This is a genomic window from Enterococcus gilvus ATCC BAA-350 (assembly GCF_000407545.1).
In the GTDB taxonomy this organism is placed as follows: Bacteria; Bacillota; Bacilli; order Lactobacillales; family Enterococcaceae; genus Enterococcus_A; species Enterococcus_A gilvus.
The window spans coordinates 11,634-35,089 of record NZ_ASWH01000002.1 but is presented as its reverse complement, the minus strand read 5'-3'; the positions used below and the strand labels follow the sequence as shown (position 1 = coordinate 35,089).

Annotated in this window: 26 protein-coding genes; 7 read left to right on the top strand and 19 right to left on the bottom strand. The window is 41.4% G+C overall.

The window, feature by feature from the left end; translation table 11 throughout:
* Nucleotides 1–3: 3 nt before the first annotated feature.
* From I592_RS15260 to I592_RS15250, 3 genes are all read right to left on the bottom strand, one after another.
* Entirely contained in the window at nucleotides 4–444 is a 441-nt protein-coding gene (locus tag I592_RS15260; RefSeq protein WP_010778795.1) for a GNAT family N-acetyltransferase, read from the bottom strand.
* 17 nt (nucleotides 445–461) lie between these two features.
* Nucleotides 462–1,166 (bottom strand): MarR family winged helix-turn-helix transcriptional regulator, encoded by a 705-nt coding sequence (locus I592_RS15255; RefSeq protein ID WP_010778796.1) that lies wholly within the window; start codon nucleotides 1,164–1,166, stop codon nucleotides 462–464.
* 344 nt (nucleotides 1,167–1,510) lie between these two features.
* Nucleotides 1,511–1,927 carry a hypothetical protein gene (locus I592_RS15250; RefSeq protein ID WP_010778797.1) on the bottom strand — a complete coding sequence of 139 codons (417 nt, stop codon included), beginning with the start codon at nucleotides 1,925–1,927 and terminating at the stop codon, nucleotides 1,511–1,513.
* A gap of 172 nt (nucleotides 1,928–2,099) precedes the next feature.
* On the opposite strand from I592_RS15250, the gene I592_RS15245 reads away from it, so the two are divergent.
* Nucleotides 2,100–2,615 (top strand): hypothetical protein, encoded by a 516-nt coding sequence (locus I592_RS15245; protein ID WP_010778798.1) that lies wholly within the window; start codon nucleotides 2,100–2,102, stop codon nucleotides 2,613–2,615.
* Between the two features lie 85 nt (nucleotides 2,616–2,700).
* Here I592_RS15245 and I592_RS15240 read toward each other — a convergent pair whose 3' ends face one another.
* A complete protein-coding gene (locus I592_RS15240) occupies nucleotides 2,701–3,243 on the bottom strand; it encodes an acyl-CoA thioesterase (protein ID WP_010778799.1) in 543 nt (180 codons plus the stop codon).
* A gap of 212 nt (nucleotides 3,244–3,455) precedes the next feature.
* On the opposite strand from I592_RS15240, the gene I592_RS15235 reads away from it, so the two are divergent.
* Nucleotides 3,456–4,628: an AI-2E family transporter gene (locus tag I592_RS15235; RefSeq protein WP_010778800.1), complete on the top strand. Its 1,173-nt coding sequence runs from the start codon at nucleotides 3,456–3,458 to the stop codon at nucleotides 4,626–4,628.
* 66 nt (nucleotides 4,629–4,694) lie between these two features.
* On the opposite strand, the gene I592_RS21445 is transcribed toward I592_RS15235, so the two are convergent.
* From I592_RS21445 to I592_RS15200, 8 genes are all read right to left on the bottom strand, one after another.
* A complete protein-coding gene (locus I592_RS21445) occupies nucleotides 4,695–4,889 on the bottom strand; it encodes a hypothetical protein (protein WP_044991429.1) in 195 nt (64 codons plus the stop codon).
* A 98-nt stretch (nucleotides 4,890–4,987) separates the two neighbouring features.
* Nucleotides 4,988–5,230 carry a hypothetical protein gene (locus I592_RS15230; RefSeq protein WP_010778801.1) on the bottom strand — a complete coding sequence of 81 codons (243 nt, stop codon included), beginning with the start codon at nucleotides 5,228–5,230 and terminating at the stop codon, nucleotides 4,988–4,990.
* A gap of 201 nt (nucleotides 5,231–5,431) precedes the next feature.
* Nucleotides 5,432–5,905 carry an Rpn family recombination-promoting nuclease/putative transposase gene (locus tag I592_RS15225; RefSeq protein WP_010778802.1) on the bottom strand — a complete coding sequence of 158 codons (474 nt, stop codon included), beginning with the start codon at nucleotides 5,903–5,905 and terminating at the stop codon, nucleotides 5,432–5,434.
* 218 nt (nucleotides 5,906–6,123) lie between these two features.
* Nucleotides 6,124–7,353, bottom strand: a complete 1,230-nt coding sequence (locus tag I592_RS15220) for an MFS transporter (protein ID WP_044926775.1) — start codon at nucleotides 7,351–7,353, stop codon at nucleotides 6,124–6,126.
* 519 nt (nucleotides 7,354–7,872) lie between these two features.
* Nucleotides 7,873–8,184 carry a hypothetical protein gene (locus I592_RS15215; protein ID WP_010778804.1) on the bottom strand — a complete coding sequence of 104 codons (312 nt, stop codon included), beginning with the start codon at nucleotides 8,182–8,184 and terminating at the stop codon, nucleotides 7,873–7,875.
* Between the two features lie 144 nt (nucleotides 8,185–8,328).
* Complete coding sequence (locus I592_RS15210) at nucleotides 8,329–8,565, bottom strand: hypothetical protein (RefSeq protein ID WP_010778805.1); 237 nt, start codon at nucleotides 8,563–8,565, stop codon at nucleotides 8,329–8,331.
* 636 nt (nucleotides 8,566–9,201) lie between these two features.
* On the bottom strand, nucleotides 9,202–10,254 hold the full coding sequence (locus I592_RS15205; RefSeq protein ID WP_010778806.1) for a TPM domain-containing protein: 1,053 nt from the start codon (nucleotides 10,252–10,254) through the stop codon (nucleotides 9,202–9,204).
* Between the two features lie 220 nt (nucleotides 10,255–10,474).
* Nucleotides 10,475–11,512 (bottom strand): PocR ligand-binding domain-containing protein, encoded by a 1,038-nt coding sequence (locus I592_RS15200; protein ID WP_044926648.1) that lies wholly within the window; start codon nucleotides 11,510–11,512, stop codon nucleotides 10,475–10,477.
* 149 nt (nucleotides 11,513–11,661) lie between these two features.
* Here I592_RS15200 and I592_RS15195 point away from each other — a divergent pair, with 149 nt between their 5' ends.
* The 4 genes from I592_RS15195 to dhaL all read left to right on the top strand — a co-directional run bounded on the left by I592_RS15195 (nucleotide 11,662) and on the right by dhaL (nucleotide 14,905).
* Nucleotides 11,662–12,795: a glycerol dehydrogenase gene (locus tag I592_RS15195; RefSeq protein WP_010778808.1), complete on the top strand. Its 1,134-nt coding sequence runs from the start codon at nucleotides 11,662–11,664 to the stop codon at nucleotides 12,793–12,795.
* Nucleotides 12,796–12,894: 99 nt separating this feature from the next.
* Nucleotides 12,895–13,293 carry a dihydroxyacetone kinase phosphoryl donor subunit DhaM gene (gene dhaM, locus I592_RS15190; RefSeq protein ID WP_010778809.1) on the top strand — a complete coding sequence of 133 codons (399 nt, stop codon included), beginning with the start codon at nucleotides 12,895–12,897 and terminating at the stop codon, nucleotides 13,291–13,293.
* A gap of 1 nt (nucleotide 13,294) precedes the next feature.
* Entirely contained in the window at nucleotides 13,295–14,278 is a 984-nt protein-coding gene (dhaK, locus tag I592_RS15185; protein ID WP_010778810.1) for a dihydroxyacetone kinase subunit DhaK, read from the top strand.
* 27 nt (nucleotides 14,279–14,305) lie between these two features.
* Nucleotides 14,306–14,905 (top strand): dihydroxyacetone kinase subunit DhaL, encoded by a 600-nt coding sequence (gene dhaL / locus I592_RS15180; protein ID WP_010778811.1) that lies wholly within the window; start codon nucleotides 14,306–14,308, stop codon nucleotides 14,903–14,905.
* Nucleotides 14,906–15,150: 245 nt separating this feature from the next.
* On the opposite strand, the gene I592_RS15175 is transcribed toward dhaL, so the two are convergent.
* Both I592_RS15175 and I592_RS15170 read right to left on the bottom strand, forming a co-directional pair.
* Nucleotides 15,151–15,411, bottom strand: coding sequence for a hypothetical protein (locus I592_RS15175; RefSeq protein WP_010778812.1), 261 nt, complete (start codon nucleotides 15,409–15,411; stop codon nucleotides 15,151–15,153).
* A gap of 9 nt (nucleotides 15,412–15,420) precedes the next feature.
* Nucleotides 15,421–15,726 carry a hypothetical protein gene (locus I592_RS15170; protein WP_010778813.1) on the bottom strand — a complete coding sequence of 102 codons (306 nt, stop codon included), beginning with the start codon at nucleotides 15,724–15,726 and terminating at the stop codon, nucleotides 15,421–15,423.
* 502 nt (nucleotides 15,727–16,228) lie between these two features.
* On the opposite strand from I592_RS15170, the gene I592_RS15165 reads away from it, so the two are divergent.
* Nucleotides 16,229–17,194: a dipeptidase gene (locus tag I592_RS15165; protein WP_010778814.1), complete on the top strand. Its 966-nt coding sequence runs from the start codon at nucleotides 16,229–16,231 to the stop codon at nucleotides 17,192–17,194.
* A 73-nt stretch (nucleotides 17,195–17,267) separates the two neighbouring features.
* On the opposite strand, the gene I592_RS22025 is transcribed toward I592_RS15165, so the two are convergent.
* The 5 genes from I592_RS22025 to I592_RS15145 form a co-directional block, all read right to left on the bottom strand.
* Nucleotides 17,268–17,927 (bottom strand): hypothetical protein, encoded by a 660-nt coding sequence (locus I592_RS22025; RefSeq protein ID WP_010778815.1) that lies wholly within the window; start codon nucleotides 17,925–17,927, stop codon nucleotides 17,268–17,270.
* Nucleotides 17,928–17,942: 15 nt separating this feature from the next.
* Nucleotides 17,943–18,293: an NAD(P)-binding domain-containing protein gene (locus tag I592_RS22020; protein WP_010778816.1), complete on the bottom strand. Its 351-nt coding sequence runs from the start codon at nucleotides 18,291–18,293 to the stop codon at nucleotides 17,943–17,945.
* A gap of 512 nt (nucleotides 18,294–18,805) precedes the next feature.
* Nucleotides 18,806–19,843, bottom strand: coding sequence for an FUSC family protein (locus I592_RS15155; protein WP_010778817.1), 1,038 nt, complete (start codon nucleotides 19,841–19,843; stop codon nucleotides 18,806–18,808).
* Nucleotides 19,844–20,079: 236 nt separating this feature from the next.
* Complete coding sequence (locus tag I592_RS15150) at nucleotides 20,080–21,507, bottom strand: 6-phospho-beta-glucosidase (protein ID WP_010778818.1); 1,428 nt, start codon at nucleotides 21,505–21,507, stop codon at nucleotides 20,080–20,082.
* 31 nt (nucleotides 21,508–21,538) lie between these two features.
* Nucleotides 21,539–23,419, bottom strand: a complete 1,881-nt coding sequence (locus I592_RS15145; RefSeq protein ID WP_010778819.1) for a beta-glucoside-specific PTS transporter subunit IIABC — start codon at nucleotides 23,417–23,419, stop codon at nucleotides 21,539–21,541.
* Nucleotides 23,420–23,456: the final 37 nt, after the last annotated feature.

Sequence of the window (23,456 nt, the reverse complement as noted above, 5' to 3'; positions counted from 1 at the left end):
TCTTTATTGCTGCGAAAATGCAGGGACTTCTTCAGGGGACAACGCCTTGGTCATCCAAATAAATGAGAGGTCGTGTTTCGTAAAGGGAACGAGGATCGGGCGGTATGCCCGTTTCATGTAAAAAAGCTGTGCGCTTTTCCGACCCGTCAAAAAGAGGCGAAAATGGCCTTCCTCTAGGGCAAAATCCTCTAAACGGCTCATCAGCTGATCCCCGATTCCGTGTCCTTGATGATCTGGAGAAACGGCGACCTGACGGACACGGGCGATCCCAAAAGGATACAATTGGATCGATGCTGTTCCGATCACTTCCTCGTTCTCGATGGCGACAAAGACGTGGAGACGCTTCTCTTTCTCCCAATCGATCTTTCCGCCTAACACCTGCTTGCGTAATTTGACTGCACCGGTGTGTGCTTTGCTAAATAATTCAGCCTTTTCAATTCTCATTGACAACGACCTCCTTCTTACCAGTTTTCCCAATCACTATCGTGTGGTTGTTCGTGGGGACGGTTCTTTCCAGGTCCGCCGTTTGGGCCCATAGGACCGCGGCCTGGACCAAAGGAACCTGGGCCAAAGCCTTCTCTGCCGAATTGCTGGCGCATTTGCTCTTTCCATGCGCGCTTTAATTTGCGGCGATCGGCTGGCGACATCCGCCCAAACTCTTCCATGCGGGGATCGAATTGCAGCTTCATCGCCTTCAATGCTTCGATCGCTGCAAAGGGATCATTCGGAAATTCTGGCCGTCCGCCGAAATCTTCTGTCCAACCATCAATGACCTTATTCAATAATTGATCCAGCGTTTGCTGCTCGTCTTCAGTCAAGCCGGCGAAAAATTCTTCCGAACGCTCCTTCGGCTTGTTGAGATTCGCTTTTTTACGACCAACCTCCGTGATGTAGATCCGCTTGATCCGTTTGTCATTCTCATCTTCCTGGCGCTTGATCTCGCCGCGACTTTCCAATTTGTTCAAAATTTCTGTTACTGAACTTGGCCGCATATCCAAGATCTCCGCCAAGACGCCAGAGGTCACGCCGTCTTCTTCTGCTAAAATATCCAAAACCAATTGTTGGGTCGGTGCACTTTTCTGACAATTGCCTGTATCCATCAAACGACGACTCGCAGATCCGACATACGATAACCGCTTCAATAATTCTTTTGTGTATTCACTCATCGTTCTCATTCTCCTTTTTGTTTCGGTGCCTATATTTTAGGTACCTAACTTTTATTTGATTTCAGTATACTTCGGTACCTAATCATTGTCAATGGATAACTCCGAAAAAATTTTTGCAGATCTGATTCGCAAGATACAATCGTCTGATGATTGCTGTTATCTGTTTGATTCTTTGTCACTGGAAGTACATTCAATATTTCATCTAATTAGAAGAATCTCCTGTTCATACCTCCAATCCTCCTCGCCGTTTTTACGAATAGCGCGAGATTTTGATACTAACGTCCGAATCAAATAAAAAAACACCAAGTAAGCCTTCATCAGATTAAAAGCTTACTCAATGTTTTTTATTCATAACGTTTTGAAAGGATTTTATGGCAGTCCTGCTGACTGATCCGTCGTTCGATCTCGTGGAGGACCGCCTTCTGGTATTTTCGTTTGACATGGATCTTTCGCCATTTTACAAAATAGATAGGCTTCTCCCTCTGCGCCTCCGCAAGCGCGTCGATATCCAACTCAAGCAAAGACAATCCTTCGCGAATCGCGCCGTTGAAATAATGCTTGCGACGAAACGGCGCACCTATTACTATCGCTGGAACAATATCGAAGGATCGATAAAATAATCTCGAGCATTCGTGGCTAGACGGATGAAAATGATACGTGAAGCCCATGAAAAATAAAAAGAAGAGCCCGCTAATAAAGATTGCCGCCAGCATGATTTCTAAAATATATCGAATAAATTTTTTGTTCAACGCGTGATACATCTTGCCTGTCACCTGCATTTCAGTTCATTTGAACTTAGTATAATAATAACAAGAAGAGTCGCCTATAAATATGAGAAAACTTAATTTTATCCTTCACTAAATTCCATTTAATAGCTTTTTTCTTTTATTTGTGCGTGCTATACTTTTTTTAAAAGAAACGAAAGGACAAACGATGCGAAAATTTATACTTGGATGGCTGCTGACAGGAAGTCTACTGTTTTCCGGCTGTGCACAAGCAACACCACACCAGACTTCCTCGGAAACGATGGCAACGAAAAAGGAGAGCGCCAGCACGACAGAAACTTCACAGGCATCCTTTACGACAGGCGATTATTACAAGGAACACAAAGAATGGATCGACCCTGAGACGGATTTGACCCATTTGCTGCGGTCTTTCTCATGGTACAATGGGTCCTTTATTTTGACCTTCAATGATGATGGAACCATCGATGCCTACGACTATCCCGGAAGCAAAGAAAAATTGTACAAGATGGACTACGGGTCTTATTTTATGAATGGAAAAAACATCCTGCATCTTTCATCGTTGGATCACCCAAAAGATGGCACGGATTTTGTTGCGACGATCGAGGAGCGGAAGATCCTGCTTAGCCAAATTGATGCCAATGAGACAGGTATGAATCTGTGGGCGATGGAAAAATTCACAGAGATTCCTACAGAGGACAAGTAAAGAAAGGTCTTCCTACACCCCATCCTTACGCACACCAAAAAGCCTGCAACCACCCGGATGCAGGCTTTCTTTCAGTAATTTGGCCTTAATCGCCTGTCCCTTCATCGGACCATGGCAGATCCGTGGACAACAGGGCGGCAAAATTTTGGTACTCGGTGCGTTCCTTCAAGCGATGGTTTCGCCGTTTCTCGTAGCCGCCGCAGACCATTTTTTCCTCTTCTGTCTCGGGGACGACATGAGGAACGGTGAATTGTTTTTCTTCATTCATATGAGACGGAACAGCGACGAAGGTGGTAAAGCAAGTCGCCGCCAAATAGCGTTCTCCTGTAGCGAGGTCTTCACCGATCACCTTCACAAAGACTTCCATCGATTTATTGTGGCTGCCGGAAACATAGCACTTCACACAGACAGAATGATTGGCGTGCAGAGGTTTCAAGAAATTCAGGTTGTCCAGCGATGCCGTCACGGCGCCTCTGCGGCAATGGCGAGAAATGGCGATGGACGCCGCATCATCAATCAGGGTCATCAGCTTCCCGCCGAATAGATACCCAAATGGATTTAAGTCAAACGGGAAAATACGGTGGGTTTGGATGACGCGGGATTCGCGGCATGTTCGTGCTTCAGTCAAAAAATCACTCTTTCTAGTTTTCAAATTTTATTCTTTCCATTTGAATTATCCCATCTTCGACGCTTTTTTTCAAAAATTCGGAAAAGTATACAGCAGAAAGCACATTCGGTATACTTGTTCTATACAGAATTTCCGTTCCATTCTTCACAGACAACTCCATGAAGGCGCGGCGGGGATTCCATTTTATTCTATCTTATAAGGAGCGTCATACTATGGAAAAAGAAAAACCTTCAAAACTCGTTCAGTTTTTTGGCGGTAAAACTTCCTATTACATGATCGGGCTGGTCATACTAAGTGCGTTAGCCATTTATTTGTTAAATACAGTATCCTTTATTTTCCGGCCGGTCCTTGTGATCATTACCACTGTTTTGCCCCCGATGATTTTTGCGTTACTGCTTTATTACCTGCTTAATCCGATCGTAAACTTTCTTAACAAAAAGGGTGTGTCCCGTACGATCGGCATCGTCTTGACGTATGTGATCATTTTGGGATTCCTCTTTTTCGGAGGCGCTCGTCTGGTGCCCGTCATCCAAGAGCAGACGCAGGATTTGATCAAAGAATTTCCCAAGTATATGGATGATTTTCAACAAGCCATCAGAAATATTTTGGATGCGACACCTTTTGCTGCCTCCTCGGATCAAGCATTGAATTCCTTGGACAAGCTGACCAAAGAAGGGCTGAATTATTTAGTCAACAACTGGCAAGACGGCGCCAAAGGCTTAGGCACGATCTTTTCAGCCGTTTCCAGCACCGCGATCACCTTGTTTACCGGACCGATCATCGCCTTCTTTTTGATCCAGAGTCCCCACAAGCTGTACAATGCGGTCATCGAAATGATCCCACCGCGCTTTAGAAAAGATTCTAGCACCTTGATCAACATCGCCAATCAGCAGTTAGGCGCGTTCTTAAAAGGACAAGTAATCGCTTCTTTGTTACTAGGTGTGATTTATTGGGTCGTGTTCCTATTATTAGGATTGCAGTTCGCAACCGTCATCGCCTTCGCTGCGGGAATATTGAGCATCATCCCTTACATCGGATCATTTTTAGCCTTCTTACCCGGGTTATTTATTGCCTTTCAGGACTCGTCCTTTATGGTGGTGAAATTCGTGATCGCCTGGTTCGTGGTCCAATTACTTCACGGTGATTTAGTCGTTCCCCGTGTCATGGGCGACCGCCTAAAGATCCATCCGATCACGATCTTGGTCGTTTTGCTGGTCATGGGAGATTTGCGGGGACTCGTCGGCGTGATCTTCGGAATACCGATCTACTCTATGATCAAGCTGCTCGTCGTCTTCACCTTCCGCAAATTCAAACAGCGCTACAACAAGTACTTCTCTGATGAAGGCGCCTATCGCAACACCGGTTTTTCAGAAGACGATTATTAACAAAAAAAGTGAGACAGTTGCCTTGTTTTTGACAAGCCGCAACTGTCTCACTTTTTTTCAATAAGATTATTTGTTATTCATAGCCGCCAGTTTTTCAATTGTAGAAAGACTTAGGCTGGTCACCGTTGATATCTTATCTAAAGAAAGACCCATTTTAAGTAAACTTACTGCTGTTTCTTTCTTTTCTTCCATTCTTCCTTTTCTTTCACCTTTTATCTCTCCTCTGATTTCTCCTGCTATCTCCCCTTCTTCCCTCGCCACTCTCGCGGCTGTACTGATTTCAAGGGCTTGTATTTCGCGATTTTTTCTATATTCATAGAACTCCTTTCACTCAAGCATTGCCACTTCACTAAACACTATCAGTTTTTCTCGTCCTTTAATTTTTCAATTGCAGAAAGAGTTAAGCCTGTATACTTTAATATTGTTTGAGGATTGATACCATCTTTTATCATTTCCATTGCTACTTTACTCTTTTCTTCCATTCTCCCTTTTCTTTCACCTTTTATTTCTCCTGCTATCTCCCCTTCTTCCCTCGCCACTCTCGCGGCCGTACTGATTTCGAGGGCTTGTATTTCGCGATTTTTTTCTGCTCGCATGATCATTTCTTTTTCCTCGCTTTCTAATGATAGGTAATCGATTTTGGCTTTGGCGTCTTTTATGTACTCTGGGGCATCCTCTGCGGCGTCGCCTGTGGTGAAAAAGTATTGCTAATGATACAGCGCGGTTTTTTTGTCGCGTACGTGATTTTTTAGGCTGAAAAAGCACAGGAGAAGGAGCTCTTTGCCTGCACGATTTACGAATACTTACTGGGTCTTGGCGTTTAGCAGCTGAAACAATTGCAGTGCGTGCTCTTTTTCATTAAACAGGTCATACCCCATAATATTGATGCCGTAAACAGGGCGCAAGCTGGCGTAGCTGCTTGGCTTGGCGTCGCTCTGTTTCTTGATGTCTCCATAGGGTGAGCGGTAGGCTTCGGCAAGGTAAAACAGCGCACGCTCGTGGAAATAATCGTGGGCATGGATCTGACACTCGATGGTGGCTTGGCTGCCGTCCTCGGCAGTGGCGAGGATGTCGACTTCTGTGCGGCAGATTTCCTCCCCATTTTCTTTTTGAAGTGTGCGTTTGTAGCTGTCGATATGGTACGTTTCTCGTGGACGCAGGGTTTTGAAATTGGTCCCCAGCAGGTCATTCACAAAGGCCTTCAGGATATACAGGGAATCTTCGGAGGTCATGATTTTCTTAAACAGCAGATCGTTCGTCGGTAAATAATTTGGCATGGATTTCCCACCTTTCAGACAGCGCGTTCCGCTCTATGAAAGGCTTTTCTCGCCCTCATTATAGCATGGAAATTGCGGCACTATCAAAGTTCTTCTATGGGTAAATTACGCAAAAAGAAGACGCTTCGCTTGAAAAAACCAAACAAAAGACACCCGCAGCCGATCAATTCGGTCGCGGGTGTTGTCTAAAGCTATGACTTTTTCTATAGAGTCGTTTTTTATTCAGAAATCGTTGGATTGTTCTCTGCCTGTAACTGTTTGTCGTAATTTTTTGCTGGAACAATGAGCCAATTTAGAATGGCACACAGGATAATACCGAGTCCTGCAATGACAAATAGTTTTTCTACCCCGATGCGATCTGCTAGTGGGCCTGCGAAAATTAAACCCAATGTCGCTAGTAAACTCAATAATGCCATCACGACACCCATGATTCGTCCGAGCTGATCGACTGGAAAGGTCTGCTGGATCATCGCCATTAATAAAGTGTCAAAAAATGGCGCAGCGACCCCTGTAAAAGCACTTAAGACAATAAACCAAACCAAGCCTGCGCTATTTGCTGGTAAAAGTCCACTAGCAGCTAACGTTGCACCGATCACTAGATACGATAGTAGGAGCGGCTTGATTCGATCCTTCCAGTTTCCAAACACACCGATAATTGAGCCCCCTACCAACATTCCAATAGAGTAAATAATTTGCACAAATCCTGCGTTGCTGACCGTGCCATCGAAATAACCCATCGTCATTAACGGATACATGCTTGCGGCTGGCATAATAAAGATTGACGACAGCGCGCCGATCAGCACAATGATCCATAAGCCATGTTTACTTCGCAGATCTTTGATCCCTTGTTTCGTATCTTCTAATGCGAGCGTATTCCCAGAATGCTCCGAAGTATTCGGTATTTTTACAAAAATCAACAACACTAAACCCAGCAATGCACCTAAAACGTCCAAAAGTAACAATAGATGCAAGGGCATCAGCGAAAAAAGAAACGCGCCAATGCCTGGAGCAATGATTCGATTGGCGGACTGGACCATGCCTAATTGCCCATTCACCTTTGTCAATTCTTCTCTTGGAGCAATGGTCGGTAGAATGGCTAGAATCGTCGGCGTTTGAAACGTTTGAGTCACCGCTCGAATGAATAGAGAGACAAAAATCAGCCAGAATGGAAAAGTGCCGGTCACGAATCCCGTCACAGATAGAAGAATCGCGAATGAAGCCGCAATCAAATCTGGAACGATCAACAGCCCTTTTTTATTCAAGCGATCCACATAGGGACCCACGAAAGGACTCAATACAACCATAGGCAGCATACCTAATAATGTCGCAAAGCTTAGGATCGTTGCAGACTTCGTTTGTTCAGTAAGATACCAGATGATCGCATATTGGACAGTCATACTCGTGATACCGGTTAAAAATTGACTCATTAAAAATAATTGAACATTCATGCGCCATTGACGCTTTTTATTCTTTTTCAAAGTGAAAACCTCCTATAAAATAAAATCGGATGAGCCTTCACGCAATGTTCACCAACGAGTTGATCGATGGTGTGTTTTTTTGTCTATGTCTAAGTGAGAATCGTCAAATAAGGCACGCAAAAAGCTAGGATTTCTCCTAGCTCTCAATAGTCGTATTCAACGGACACTCGATATAAGCAAGTTCATATGAATGATGATTGAGAATGTAAGAATATCTATAGACACACCAAATAAACAATTGCTTATCGGCTATTAAATTCATCTAAATAGACATTGTTACGCTCAAAAATACAACCCCGTTCATAACATAAACTTTGCTTAACTCTTAAATTCTTCTCAGTAACTATACTATGCATTCTTTCGTCCTGTCAATGTGGGCACTCAAGACTGTTCATTTTCTATCTGTCTGTGCTGTTGAACTTGTTCTACGCGATCAAAAAAAGAGCAATGGATTCCTGTTGGCATTTGCCACTCCATTGCTCGTCGTAATTATGCTGAAATTTTGTATTGGTCTATCGTTGATGGTGGGTACTCATAGGCCTTTGCTTCCATTAAAGCCACTTCATTTCTTGGGCTTTGATAAATCTTATAGACCGTTAATGTTTCTCCACGATTATCTGGCAGTTCTACCTCGCAAAGAATCCAATAATACATGCCTACCACCGGTTGGGTACCTAGTAAAGCGATGGGCGTTGCTTTTTGTTTGTCCAATAACGTCTGTCTCGCGCGCTCGACCAATTCTCTGTGTGCATCAGTGATCCTTGCTGCTTCTGGAACCTTGATAGTTGCAGTCATTTTCATAATAAATTTGCTCTCCCTTAATTTTTGATTGCATTTAGATTAGAATATCTATAATAAGATTATAATAATCATTCTGAAACATCAATTAGAACGCTAGTTATTAAAAAATGTTTTTTTATCAAAAGAAATAATTCACATGATTTTCTAGAAACAAGCCTGACCTTCTGCTGCTTCGCCGCAAGTATAGATGTTCTTGTATCTTACTAATAATTTGTTCTGACGTTCGATCACAGCAGCTCGGTCGCTTTGATGGCAACGAAGCACATTGATCATTACTGTATTTCCATAAAGCTGCTCCACCACGCCAACAACAATGTTCTTGATCCCGACCGCATGACATTCGTAAGTAAACCCAACCTCAACTGAATCTGATACTCTCACCGTAGTCCCCCTTAAGTTTGCGCCACAATAGTAACACGATCCACCGCTCCAGAAAATACTTAATTTTCTTGTTCCCTTTTACGGCACGAAGGAAGCGATAATTGTCAGAAAATTCAAAAGAACACGTATAAATTACACTTGTTCTTTTTATCGATCCAGAGAGTTCTCAGGACAAACACGATTGTAACGCCTAATCGCACGATAATCATCTATACAATCGATAACATTTTTCTAGTGTCATTCGAGACGGAACATTGAGTGGAAAAGGTCTCTTTCTTAATATCTTAGTGCAAGAAACCAATTATTTGATCAAGCATTAAGAAAATGGCAAAAAAGTTAGTGACCTTAATGGCGATCCAAGCGATCTTTTTGGTAAAGTCAGTAATCCCGAACGAATCCATGTCTTAGCTGCCGGCGAAGCCTTTGTCTTAGGGTAATGACCGAAAAGACGTAGACGGTAGAAATGAACGTCATATTCTATCGCCTCCTTTTTAATTAGACCAAATTTTGAATCATCATCCCTGGCTGCTGCGGTAGTTTTCAAAATATAAAAAAGGAATCTCCCCTTCTGATGCTTAGTTGATGCTGCTCAGAAGGAGGGATTCCTTATCTATTTTTTTAAAACGATCCGTCCTTTTACCAACCAGAACTGGCTCCGCCACCACCGGATGAGCCGCCGCCAAACGAACCCCCGCCTGAAGAACCTGAGCTGCCGCTGCCGCCGGAACTTCCACCGCCCCAGAAACCTCCGCTGCTGTCAGATGAACGAGTTTCCCACAAACGCTGATGATGATAATAGATCGAATATTCTTCCATCGTTTCTCGATCATTATGGATAAGATCACCCAAAGTCAACTCGCCAAAGGCAAAGGTAAAATCATAAAAACTAGGTTTTTGTGGTCTAAGGTAAAATTGATATTGTTGTTGCAACTCTTTTTTCGCTTCTACTACTTCCGGTGCTTGACTATTGATCAAAGGCTGGTTGAAGGGACTTTTATACCGATAATTGTTGCTTAATAAGACACTGCGTAATTCTTTCGCATAGTCTCTTTTGGTTTTCCAATAGATAAAGATTTTTTGCACGGTTTTACCAAAAAAACTATTTAGCACAAGCACTAGAATCAAGAGCTTAAATGCATTATTTACAATAAATGTTCGAATGCTTTCCAGCGAAAAACTCGATTTGGATGCGTCTGGAAAGTCGGCAATTGCTTTTTGTTTTCTCAAGACCTGATCAATATTCGATGCAACAAGTCGGACCCCTGCATCATAGTTTTCCGCTCGAAAATCTTCTTTAGACTCTTCTGTCATCAGATTGGCCGCCAATGCATCTGGAATATCGCCTTCTAAGCCGTAGCCTACTTCAATCCGTTGCTGATGGTCTTCTATCGCGATCATATACATGATTCCCGAGTCGTGTTCTTTATGCCCAACACCAAGTTCTCGAAATTTCTGATTGGCATAACTTTCAATCGTTTCGCCTTCAGGCAGTTTCTTTACTGTCACTACCGCCAACTGCGGCTGAATTTCTAGTTGCCTATACGCTTGATTGTACTGGTATATTTCTCCCTTGGTCTGTTCTGATAAGACATTTGCGTGGTCTTCAACATAAATGTTCTCTGCATGGACCTTGCCGCCAATCATCAAGGCCATCATAAGAAAGCTGAAAAAGAGAAGAAGTCGTTTCATTTTACTACCTGCTTTTCATCGTTTCCCTTATTATGAGTAATTGTTACCTCTTGCGCAATAGGGTTTTGCTTTTATTCAGATGATAAACAAGTTAAAACAGTATATTCGTTATTTTATGAAGAGTGGACAAGCATTTATGCTTCTTTTAGAAAAAATTATTTTCCAGTACGTTCTTTTCCTGAAGCAGGATAGCGGTTACCAACGGAGGTCCTTTGTATTGCTATTGCCTGCGTAATTTCTCCTTTCGATAAGTCAGTGGGGTCATTCCCGAAATTTTTTTGAAGGTGCGGACAAAATAACTAGGTTCCACAAAACCCAAGGCATCACTGATTTCCGTGATCGACCAGTCAGTGGTTTCGAGCAGTTGTTGTGCCCAATGTACTTTGAGCTTCCCATAGATTTTACTGAATGGTTCCCCGAATTCCTCTTTCAATAAACGACTCAGATAGCTTGGCGAAATATTTGTTATCGCAGCTAAAGTGTTGAGATCAACATGCTGTTCTTTATTTTCGAATACAAGATCAATCGCAGGCTGCAAGATTTGGTTTCTCGCTAAATAAATGCCGTTCTCCTCTTGCAATCGATTTTCCAGTTTTGAGTGCTGGATATCTTTTTGAATAAATTCTAGGTCTAACAATTCCTCGTTTAGCGGCTCTTTCCGCTTGGAAATACGCAAGGTTTGCTTGTACGCTTTGATCAAGTAATCCTTTTTGATTGCTTCAGTGACGATGTATTCACTGATTTTTTCTAGCATTTCCGCCGATTTTTTCAAATTCTCTTTACTAAAGCGTGGGTACTGACTAATTAACGCTTGATGTTCATTTTTAAACGCTTTCAAAAATGCTTGATCTTCCAGTTGCAACACTTGTTCTAAGTCTTCTTGGCCTTCTTCCAGCAAAATCTCTCCTGCCATAATCGCTCCCACGTAACGGTTGTCGATCATGATTGGAATCGCCATATCAACAATATCGAAATGACAGCGATAAATAAATGGCTGGCCAGTTCGAACTGCCTCTAGTCCGCCGCGCGAGTCGCATTTTTCGCAGTACGATGAAAGCGGTGGATGCTGGCGAACGAACTGGCAAAACGGCTGGACCTGACTATGCTTAGTAATGGGTTTTCCGCGATAATCAACTAAAATAATAGCTAAATGTGTCGCTGATGCAATGCTTTCCTCGACGACTTCCCATTTATCCAAATCTAAAACTTCTTCAATATCAAACTGTGTCTTTCCCACAGGATCACCCCTCGAATGCATTATAAAGCTTTTTCAATTAAATACAAAATAGTCCCATTTCATAAAATAATTCAATCTTATTATGAAAGAAAGCGGTAACAAAGTTCAATGATTATTTGATGATAACGCTTTATGATAATCATGTAAATAAAAACAAGGAGGCACCACACATGAGAAAAGCACTAATTTTACCAACGAAGTATGTTCAAGGAGAAGATGAATTACTAAACTTAGGGTATTTTGTTACCACCTTTGGCAAGTCCGCCTTATTAATCGCCAATCCTGACGATGTAGATCGGATTCGCCCACAGCTTGAGGCGACAGCAGAAAAATTTGGGATCTCATTTATTGAAGGCGGATTCAGCGGTGAGGTTACCCGTGAAGAAACCAAACGCCTGCAAGCGGTCGCTGAAGAAAAACAAACCGACTGCATTATCGGTCTAGGCGGAGGAAAAGCGATCGATGCATCAAAGGTTGTCGCTGAAGGTGAACACTTGATCATCGTCCCTACGATCGCAGCGCAAGACGCACCAACTTCCCATTCGGCTGTTCTTTACTATGCAGATGGCTCTTTTGATGATTATGCCTATTTCAAACAAAGTCCTAGCGTCGTCTTAGTTGATACGAAAGTCATCGCACAGGCCCCTACTCGTTTCCTTGTGGCAGGGATGGGCGACGCCTTATCCACTTATTTTGAAGCACGTGCGACCCATAATTCTTATTCCCAAGTAAATGCCAGCTTACCAATGGGTTCACGCGAAGGCTTGACTCCATCCGCCAGTGGAACGTATGCCGCACTTGCTATGGCAAAACTTTGCTGGGAACATTTGCAAGAAGATGGCCTAAATGCCAAAATCGCTTGTGACGCAAATCTCGTAACAGAATCATTGAATAAGATCGTGGAAACGAATATTTTACTTTCTGGTTTAGGGTTTGAAAGTGGTGGCCTTGCCGCAGCTCATGCCATTCATAATGGGATGACTGTCCTTGCTGGAACGCATCATTACCTTCACGGAGAAAAAGTTGCCTTTGCGACATTGGCTCAATTGGTCTTGGAAGATGCTGAAACAGCCGAAGTCAACGCCGTAATGGACTTCATGAGCGCGGTTGGCTTGCCGCTGACTTTGGCGGATCTTGGGGTAGAATCAATCACCTTTGAAGAAGCTTTAAAAGTCGCAAAAATTGCTTCGATCCCTGAAGAATCGATTCATTCTATGCCATTCCCGATCGTGGAAGAAGAAGTTGCTAATTCGATCATTGTGGCTGATCGGATTGGTCAAGCGTACAAGGATCTTCATCAATAACCACCAGAAACGCCCCTTACTTTTCATGATGGTGGTTTTGCTTTTTAGTGAAACCACCATCATGTATATGGAGGATTTTATGTATAAAGGAGTAGTTTTATGAAAAAAGCAATTCTATTGGTTTCTCATAGCCTAAAAATCACGGACGGAATTAAGGAAATGATCGAACAAATGGCTCAAAGCGAATCCCTTCAAATCTTCTCTTTAGGCGGAACCTCGGAAGGTGAGCTGGGCAGTGATCCAGCTAAGATCGTTGATACTGTCAATGAAGCGGCTGAAGTGGATACCTTTTTCGTTTTTTCTGATCTGGGCAGTGCTGTTTTAAGTGCGGAATTGGCCTTCGATATGTTAGAAGACGAGCAACAGTCAAAATATATCCTCGTCGATGCACCTTTAGTCGAAGGTGCCTTCGCCGCCGGGATCACTGCAAGCGTCTCTGACGACATCGAGCATATTTTAATAGAAGCAAAAAATGCCCCTGGGAAAGGTTGGGAATAATATGAAAAAAATCATCAATGAGCCAAAAGAGATTATCGAAGAAATGTTGATCGGCATCGTCAATAGCTACCCTAGTCTGGTTCACCGCGTGGAGGATTCTCGTGTCGTAGCGAAAAATGCGCCCGCTAAACAAGTCGGTCTCGTCTCTGGCGGTGGAAGCGGCCATGAACCCGCTCATGCAGGATTCGTTGGCGATGGCATGTTGAGTGCGGCTGTTTTAGGGGATGTCTTCACTTCTCCTACCCCCGATCAGATTGAGATTGCGATTAAAGAAGCAGACCAAGGGCAAGGTGTCCTATTGATCGTCAAAAATTACACTGGCGATATTTTGAACTTTGAAATGGCAAAAGATTTAGCCGAAATGAGCGATATTCCTACCGAGATCGTCGTCGTTGATGATGACATCGCAGTCGAAGATAGTACCTATACGGCTGGTAAACGTGGCGTTGCCGGCACCATTTTAGTGCATAAAATACTCGGTAACGCCGCAAAAAACGGTGCCAGTTTGACGGAATTGAAAGAAATGGGCGATCGCATCGTTGCCGCGACGAAGACGATTGGTGTTGCATTAAAAGCAGCAACAGTACCTGAAGTTGGCAAACCAGGGTTTTCATTAGAGGATGACGAGATCGAATTTGGTGTCGGCATTCATGGTGAACCCGGTTACCGTCGCGAAAAACTCCAACCCTCAAAGGAACTTGCGAAAGAACTTGTCAGCAAATTGCTCGCTACCTACGATCAACGCCCAAAGAAACTTGGTATTTTGGTCAATGGGATGGGCGGAACACCCTTGATGGAACAATTCGTCTTCATCCATGATGTCTTGAATCTGCTGAACGCAGAAAAAATCAACGTTGCTTTCCGCAAGGTCGGAAACTACATGACCTCGATTGACATGCAAGGAATATCGTTGACGTTCATCGACTTGGCTGATGAAAACTGGCAAAAGGCTTTGAACAGCTCCGTCACAACAATCTCTTGGTAAAAAAACACAGCTAAAGGAGTAAGCAAAATGTTAGTAACAGTAAAAGAAATTCAAGCATGGTTGTCAGATTATACTGAAGCCATCGAGAAAAACAAAGATTACCTTAGCGAATTGGACACACCAATCGGCGATGGCGACCACGGAAACAATATGAATCGCGGGATGAGCGAATATCAAAAGGCCTTTGAAGCAAAACAACCACAAACGATCACCGAGACCTTCAAGGTGCTTTCGATGGCGCTGATCTCAAAAGTCGGCGGTGCTTCTGGCCCACTATATGGCTCCGCTTTTATGAACCTAACCAAAGCCTCAAAAGATCTCACAGAAATTACTAGCGAAAAGCAATTAGGAGACCTTTTTGAGACTGGACTATCAGGGATTCAAGCACGCGGCAAAGCAGTGGCGGGCGATAAGACGATGGTAGATGTTTGGCAGCCTGTCGTAGAACAGTTAAAACATTCTGATCTGTCCAAAAACAATATCGAAGCCGCCAAAGGACAAACCAAAGATATGCAGGCAAAAAAAGGCCGGGCTTCTTACTTGGGCGAACGTTCAATTGGACACATTGATCCAGGTGCCGCCTCTAGCGCCCTGCTCTTTCAAAGCTTATTACCCTACCTAAACTGAACAAACAATGAGCTTCTTCGTAAAATTGAAAATAAGAATAACATCCGAAAAATCCAAATGGTTTTTAGAGAAACAAGGTAGAGAAATCTTGATCAATGATCAGATTTCCCTGCCTATGTTCTTTGTTTATACCAAAAGAAAAAGCTCACTTTTTTTGATAAACGTACCGCACTTCGGAAGGTAGATTTTTTTCACTACCTATGATCTGAAATTTTAGTCTACTGTCGTCTTATCTCTACCTTTCATTAGAAAAAAATGTAGCCGTCCGAGATTATTTTCAGTGCAAGCGTCAGACAAATGGCACAGTTTGCGACGGCAAATGCATACTTTGGCAATTTGGCTTGCGACTTCATAATCGTCTGAGGATCTTCGGGAGCTGGATCGATTTTTAATGGATTTTCTGGATTTTTTTCTAAATAATCCTTCCAGAAAACGGCTTGTTCTTTGTAGCTTGGATAACACTTATAACAAAGCGCTGCTGAATAGAACACAAATGCGTACAACACACCAAAAATTTAGCCCTCCATCATAAACAAAAAGACAAACGCAGCTATCAAAAATACAATCGCCCCAATCGCTGCACTCAGCCAAATATATCTTTTGAAGCCTTTCATTAGGTAGTGAGATAAATAACTACTGATCTCAGAACGACGAGCTTTTAAGTCACTCTCCGTCATTTCTGGGTACTTCTCTCTCAATCTCAGTTCTTGCTCTGAGTTCAAGCTGCGAATCTTTCCTTGAGGAATAATCAATTTAAAAAAATACACGAGTAATAGAACACCGAAAAAATAAGGAGTTAAGCGAATGAAAAAAAGTAACATAAAAGCAACCTTCCATGATTAGTATTTTGTTATCATATGATAGCAAAAACACATGATACAAAGCATTAACGGTTGGTTAGTGTCATATTTAAAATCCTTAAAATTACACTGTTGCTCGACGGACTGGTTGGTTCATCTGAACAAAATAAAGTGATGAGCCTTCGGTTATATTCTACGCATCATGCTCAATATCTTTTAGCTAGTTTGCTCATTTTTACAGCAAGAAGTACGCAGACTCTCCCTTCAGTGATAATACAAATTTGCGAAACATCAAAAGCTTAAATAAACTACGCACTGCACTGCTCTTGTATTGGAATAAAAACGTTTATGGCTAAAAACCTCCAGTAAATAGCAGCTCTTCTATTGACTCTGATTCCGTATACTTGTTATCATCTTTTCAATATACTGTCATTGCAGCTGCAAATGATCCCTGCTTCAAATGAATAAAAATAAACGGAGAAAAGGCAACTATTATAGGAGGCTTTTTCATTAAGGAGAAAAAATGAACGTCATTGATATGCATTGTGATACGATCATGAAAATATACCAATCCTCAGGAACTAACCTAAGAGAAAATAACTTTCAAATTGATCTGCTCCGTATGAAGGAAAGTCCAACGAAATTGCAGAACTTTGCGATGTTTGTTCCTTTAGATGAAGTAGACGATCCTTATCGTGTGTGTCGAGAGATGATTGCTTGTTATTACACCGAAATGAAAAGAAATACCGATTTGATTCAACCGATTTCTACTATTGAAGACTATGAAGAAAATCTCGCTGCGAAGCGTTTAAGTGCTCTTTTGACTATGGAAGAGGGGGCGCCACTTGCTGGTCGATTAGATCGATTACAGGAATTCTATGATTTGGGCGTACGAATGTTAACTCTCACTTGGAATTTTAAGAATGAGATTGGCTTCCCTAATTCGATTTACTGGGACAATGAACAACAAAAACTAGATTCTGAACAAAAAGGACTAACAAAACAAGGGATCGCCATTGTACAACGCATGGAGGAACTTGGAATGATCATCGATGTCTCCCACGGATCAGACCAATTAGTTCGGGATGTTTTGACATACACCAAGAAACCTTTTGTAGCCAGTCATTCGAATGCACGGTCAATACACAATCATCCGCGTAATTTACCAGATGAATTGATCGCTGGCATCGCTCTTCGGGGTGGTGTTATTGGCATAAACTTTTTTGAATCCTTTATTCAATCACCAGATAACCCTCAGTCCCTTGTGGAAGGAATCGTTCATCATATCGAACATTTTATCAAAGTTGGTGGCATTGAATGCGTAGGAATAGGGACCGATTTTGATGGTATTGAAGAAAATCCTCAGTTGCCCGATGTCCGATCGATTGAAAAACTTGATGATGGGTTACGTGCAGCAGGCGTTTCTTCTAGTGCGCGTGAACAGATTTTCCATAAGAATGTTGAACGGGTATATCGTGAAATTTTATAGCAACCTGAGTCGTCATTGGATCAGAATGAAAAACCGAAAAAAGCGAATGTATAACACATCCGCTCTTTTTAATTTATGCTGGAATCGACAACCGGGGCAGCTGCGCCAGTATTTCTGACAAAGTCGTTACGTCCGTTAAGTGATAATGCCCATTGGGTAAGGTTCCTTGTAGAAGTTTATTCACCGCAAATACCGCGATTTCTGCCGTCATTTTTGCTTCTTCTTCCCCGAAAAGAACGATCTTTTTAGGATCTTCAACGTGCCCATTGGATACTTTTACAACGAATGAACGATCCCCGACCATTCCCCGCTGCATAAACCATACGAGGCTCTTTAATACCCTTGGATTTTTAAAAAGCTTTGCTAGTCCCGCTTTTTTTATTATTTGTAACAATGCCGTCAACCAATTTTGATCGAAACCAAGAAATGTTGCGTACTTGCGCGAAGGATCTGCCGCAAAAAGCATATGCTGATCGGCAAAATCAAAATTGGCACTGCGGCGTGTCCCAAGCGACGGTCCGAAATCCGTCTTTCGACCATAGACAAAGTTTTCAGTTGTTGGTGACCACTGAGGATGTACATACGTACGTTTCAACTGCTCAAAGGTCCATTTTACTGCTGCTTCCCCATGTCGATCGCCTATTCCTAAAAGGACATCAATTACTATCGTTTGAGCTACCGGTTCTCTTTGAACATAAGCAGCGGCGGCCAAATTGGTAATGCCGGGTGCCAAACCTACCCCAAGGACTCACGTGCTTTTTTTAGGAGTAGGCAGTGAATCAACTTTCTTCAAAAAATCACTATTTGCACTGATATCTAAATAATCAATGCCTAATTGTTGGCACTGTTCGATAAATCGCGTGTCTGTTTGATCCAAACAAACAATTACCATATCAAGATCTGCTAGTGCTTCAGGACTGACCGCTATGGTCAGGTCTACTTCACGCTGCTCTAAAACAGGTGAAAAAAGTTCTGCGAATGCCTCCATCTTCTGTACATTTCTTCCCATCAAAACAACAGAATGTCCTTGACTCGTTAATTCCCTGACGATTCCTTGCCCGACCTGGCCGTGACCCCCGACCACTGCTATTTTTACCATCTATTTTCTCCCTTATCTGTCTAGTTTTTTTCTTTTTTCGTTTACAACTGTAATCTGTTTCATTTAATTTATAATTAACGTTTACACTTGTCAACGTTAATGCTCATTTTACGTAGAACTATCAACAGGAAAGCTAGTGGTGAAAAATCAATTCAGTTAATTTTGTGCGAAATTAGAAAACAAAAAAATCAGATCCCACTCTCTTATATTGAGCATGGACTCTGATTTGCAGCTACTCTTCTTTAAGTTGAAACGAAAGCTAAAAATAATAAAACATCCATTCCTTAGAGGTCATACAAAGTATCAATTATGTAAAATTGGTTATCCCAAGTCTCCTATCATGGCTGAAGCAATTGGGCATCCGCTTTTAGAGTGTTTCCTCAAAGACTGGATTTATCTATTAAACTATTCGCATGAGTTATCTATAAGTAATAAATATTTTTGAAAAGCTTTCTATACTATGTCCACTCCCTTTGATAGTTACTAAAGTTCCTTTTCGTAGTCAATCGTTCTTAATAATCCCTTCTAAAGATTTTCAAGCTGTAGTCGAAAATGAGGACTAAGACAATTGTCAGGCTAACCCCTATAATTAAGCTGATAAAACGATAATAAACAAAATTATATTTGTCTGTCGTTGATACTAAACTGACTAAAAGAAGGACTTGCGGATTAATGAATACATTGGCAACAGCGTAATTACGTGACATGAAGTACTCAACACCAATGTTTAAAGGAATCAATAATATAAGATTGACAAAGTTTGGAAAATCAAGAGCAATCAATAAAAACCCGACCATTAGTCCAAGGATTGTCCCAATAATTCGGTGGAGTGAGCGTTCTTTTATTTTCTGTGTATATTCTCCAGCAAGTACGGAAGAGGCAGATATTAGTATCCATTGACCACTATAATCTCTTAATAAATATGAAATATAGGCCGTTAAAAAAAGAATCGTCGAAAAATTGATGGCTTTAATAAACAAATCTGGAAACTCATAAATAGTCACATAATATTTATCTTTGAAACTCAGTCTCTCGTGGGGGTTAACACTCGTCTTTAACGGTAGCCTCTCGATGAAACAAACCAAAAGACCAGAGATAATGGCTCCAACAATTCCAAAAAGTAAATAATAGCTGGTTTGCACTACATGATGTGTCTCAGGTAACGTAATTCCTGTAGCAAATAGCATAATGATGAAAGAATAACTGGGTTTAGGGATTTGATACATTTTCGTTAGTATAAATGCTGTAAAAGAAATAACACTGATAATGAGAGGAATTGCCCAAGAAATAGAGGCCGCATACAGCCCTAATGAAAAAGAAAGAAATAATAGAATTCCATGCACACAAATTGCTTGAACATTATATAAAACGGATCTCCTTTGAAAGGACAAATACGCAAATGACCCCATTACACCTAATGAAGCAACTTGAATGTCCTTTAGAAAAAAGGAAAGCAGTATCGGAATGGCAATTGACAATCCCGAGCCTAACGGGCGAAAAAAAGTATCCTTACTTTTGTTAAACAAAAATAAACTCTGAAAATGACTCATTTATAATTTCTCCTAATTTTTATTCCTGATGATTTGCTGGTGGGAAAGCAACGTACTGTATATACTCTTCCCTAGGTCAAATCTTTCTCAAAATCACTAAATGAGACAATTATTATGAGCGGTTTTTCCCCTTCATAATAATTGTCTCAGCTATTTTCTACATCTCGTTATTAAAAATACTAATATTTTTTTAGTAACTACTTTTGACAATTTTATCTCTTGGCTGACATCATCGCTTAATCTAAGTTTTCACCGTTGGAAGCGATGACTTGCTTGTACCACTCGAAAGATTTTTTACGACTACGTTTCAACGTGCCCTTGCCTTCATTATCTCGATCAACATAAATGAAACCATAGCGTTTTTTCATTTCGCCTGTGCCTGCTGATACTAAATCGATACAGCCCCAAGAAGTGTAACCCATCAGGTCGACACCATCTTCTTCAACAGCATTTTTCATTGCCTGAAGATGGGCTTTCAAATAAGAGATTCGATAATCATCGTTAATGGTACCATCATCCATCACTTCATCGACAGCACCTAACCCATTCTCCACGATAAATAATGGCTTTTGATAGCGATCAAACAAGTCATTCATTGTAATTCGTAAACCTAGAGGATCAATTTGCCAGCCCCACTCTGACGTTTCCAAATATGGATTTTTAATAGTTGGAAAAAGATTCCCTGCTGTTTTTTCAACCCCAGAATTCTCATCCGCAGCTACTCGAGAAGCATAATAAGAAAAAGAAATAAAATCCACTGTATTGTCTTTCAATATATCTGAATCCCCGGCTTCCATTTCGATAACTACACCCTTATGTTCTAATTCTTTTAGGGCATATGGCGGGTAAGCACCCCTCGACTGCACATCGATCAAGAAGTAATTGCCGCGATTTCCTTTCACCGATTCCCAGACATCTTTAGGGTTGCAACTATACGGATAGTAACTACCAGCAGCTAACATACAGCCTACTTGATTTTCTGGATCCACTTCATGGGCAATTTTCGTAGCTAGTGCACTGGCTACTAACTCATGGTGGGCTGCTTGATACTTTACTTGCTCTTGATTTTCGCCTTCTTCAAAAACTAAACCGGCTCCTAAGAACGGTGCATGTAAAATCATATTGATTTCATTGAAAGTCAACCAATATTTTACTAACCCCTTATAACGATCAAATAATACTCGTACCAATTTTTCATAAAAATCAATCATTTTACGATTTCGCCAGCCACCGTACTCCTTGATCAAGTGAATAGGACAATCAAAATGAGTGATCGTTACTAGTGGCTCGATCCCATATTTATGACACTCTTTAAATAAGTCCTCATAAAATTTAAGCCCCTCTTCATTTGGCTGTTCTTCATCACCGTTAGGAAAAATCCGCGTCCAACCAATCGATAAACGATAGGTTTTAAAACCCATTTCGCCAAATAACGCAATGTCTTCTTTATAGTGATGGTACATGTCGATGGCCTCTTTTGCTGGATAAAAATAGCCATCTTCAAAGTCTAACATTTTTCTTTGACCGGTGATCACCTTGCGACGATCAGCTCCAGTAGGGATCACATCGACATTCGCTAAGCCTCGCTGCCCCTCATTGTAACCACCCTCACATTGATTGGCTGCGGTAGCGCCACCCCATAAAAAATCTTTTCTAAAACTCATGAACTTCCTCCTAGTTTCCTTCGTCTAATTTTTAGCTCATAATCCGAATGACTTGTGCACCAAAATCAATGGCACCTTCATTAGCTGTAAGAATGTCGCCAACTTCTTGAGAATTCGTAATAACAACTGGTGTAATGACTTTATAGCCCTTTTCTTGAATTCTATCTAAATCAAACGTGATTAATTCATCGCCAACGGTAATTTTTTGACCCTTTTCAACATGATATTCATAGCCTTCTCCGTTTAATTGAACCGTATCAATCCCAACATGAATCAAGATTTCTAACCCATCATCACTAGTGATACCAATGGCGTGCTTTGAATCAAACAAAGCAGACACTACTCCATCAACTGGCGAAACGACTTTTCCTTCTTCTGGTTGAATCGCTACCCCTTGACCTAAAATTTCTTCAGAAAACATGCCATCATCAACCATTTTCAATGACTTTAATTGCCCTTTAATTGGTGCCACAATTTGTGCGCCATTGATATTAACTGTTTTATCTTTAGCCAATTCTTGCTCTAATTCTTTTGTTTCTTCTTCCACTTCTACGGTGTCCCGATACAAAATCAAAGTGGCAATAAATGTAATGACAATACTAATCCCAGCTCCAATACAAGCACTAATAAAATAGCGCAAAGTATTGTCACCGATATAACTTGGTAAAGTTAATAAACCTGGCGAACCACCTGAAAAGTTGCGAACTCGCATGATTCCCATGAATAGACCGCCGACGCCGCCGCCAATCATAGCCGCATACAAAGGTGTTTTGAATCTCAAATTGACCCCATATAAAGCCGGTTCAGTAATTCCAAAAAGTCCAGTTAAACCAGCTGAAAATGCTAACTGTTTGATGGCAGAATCTTTTGATTTCACACCCACGCCAATTGCTGCTGCCCCTTGGCTGACGTTTGATGCCAACATTCCCGGATAAATAACCGTGTCAAAACCTGTAGTCATTCGATTATTAATTCCAATCGGAACTAAACCATAATGAGTTCCTGTAGCAACAAACAGTGGTGTCAAAGTCCCAATTAGCAATGGTACAATCCAAGGACTCACGGATTCTAATGCAGTGATTGCTGCAGAAATCCCTGAAGAAATCAAATAACCTAAAGGACCTAAGGCAACTAATGTGACGATTCCTACTACGAAAATAGTAATCAAAGGTTTACTGAAAAATTTAATTACTTTTGGTGATACACGATCAGCAATGGGTTCCACATAAGACATAAACCAAACTGCTAAAATAATCGGGATAACGGATGATGAATAACTCACTGCCGTAATTGGCAGGCCAAACAAACTAATTGAGCCACCCGTTTCCGTTGCAGTAGTCACCATGTTGACAAAATTTGGGTGTAATAAAATCCCCCCGACCATGATTGCTAAATACATATTGGTTTTAAATTTAATGGCTGAAGAAGCCGCCAATAAAACAGGCAAGAAATAAAAGGCTGCATCTGCCATAAAGTTTAAAATCTGATAACTTTGTCCTTCTATTGACAATACATTAAAGACTACAAGAAGCGATAAGACTGCTTTTAACATCCCAGCTGCCGTAATTGCTGGCAGAATCGGTGTAAAAATACCTGTGATAGTATCGATCACTTTTGCAATTTTACTGCGATCATCTTTTTCTTCTGTCTCACTTGAATCTTCAGACAAATGAAACGCTTGATTAATTTCCTTGTAGACATTTCCCACATCACTGCCAATAATTACTTGGTACTGTCCACCTTTATTGACAACTCCCATAATTCCAGTCGTATTTTTTAAAACTTTTTCTGAAGGCTTTTTATCATCTTTCAACACAAAACGCAGACGAGTTGCGCAATGGGTAAGTGATTTGATATTTTCTTTTCCTCCGATATTTTCGACGATTATTGTAGCTAAGTCTTGGTAATTCATGGTTTTCCTCCTATTTTTTAAACTACGTATCTGCAAT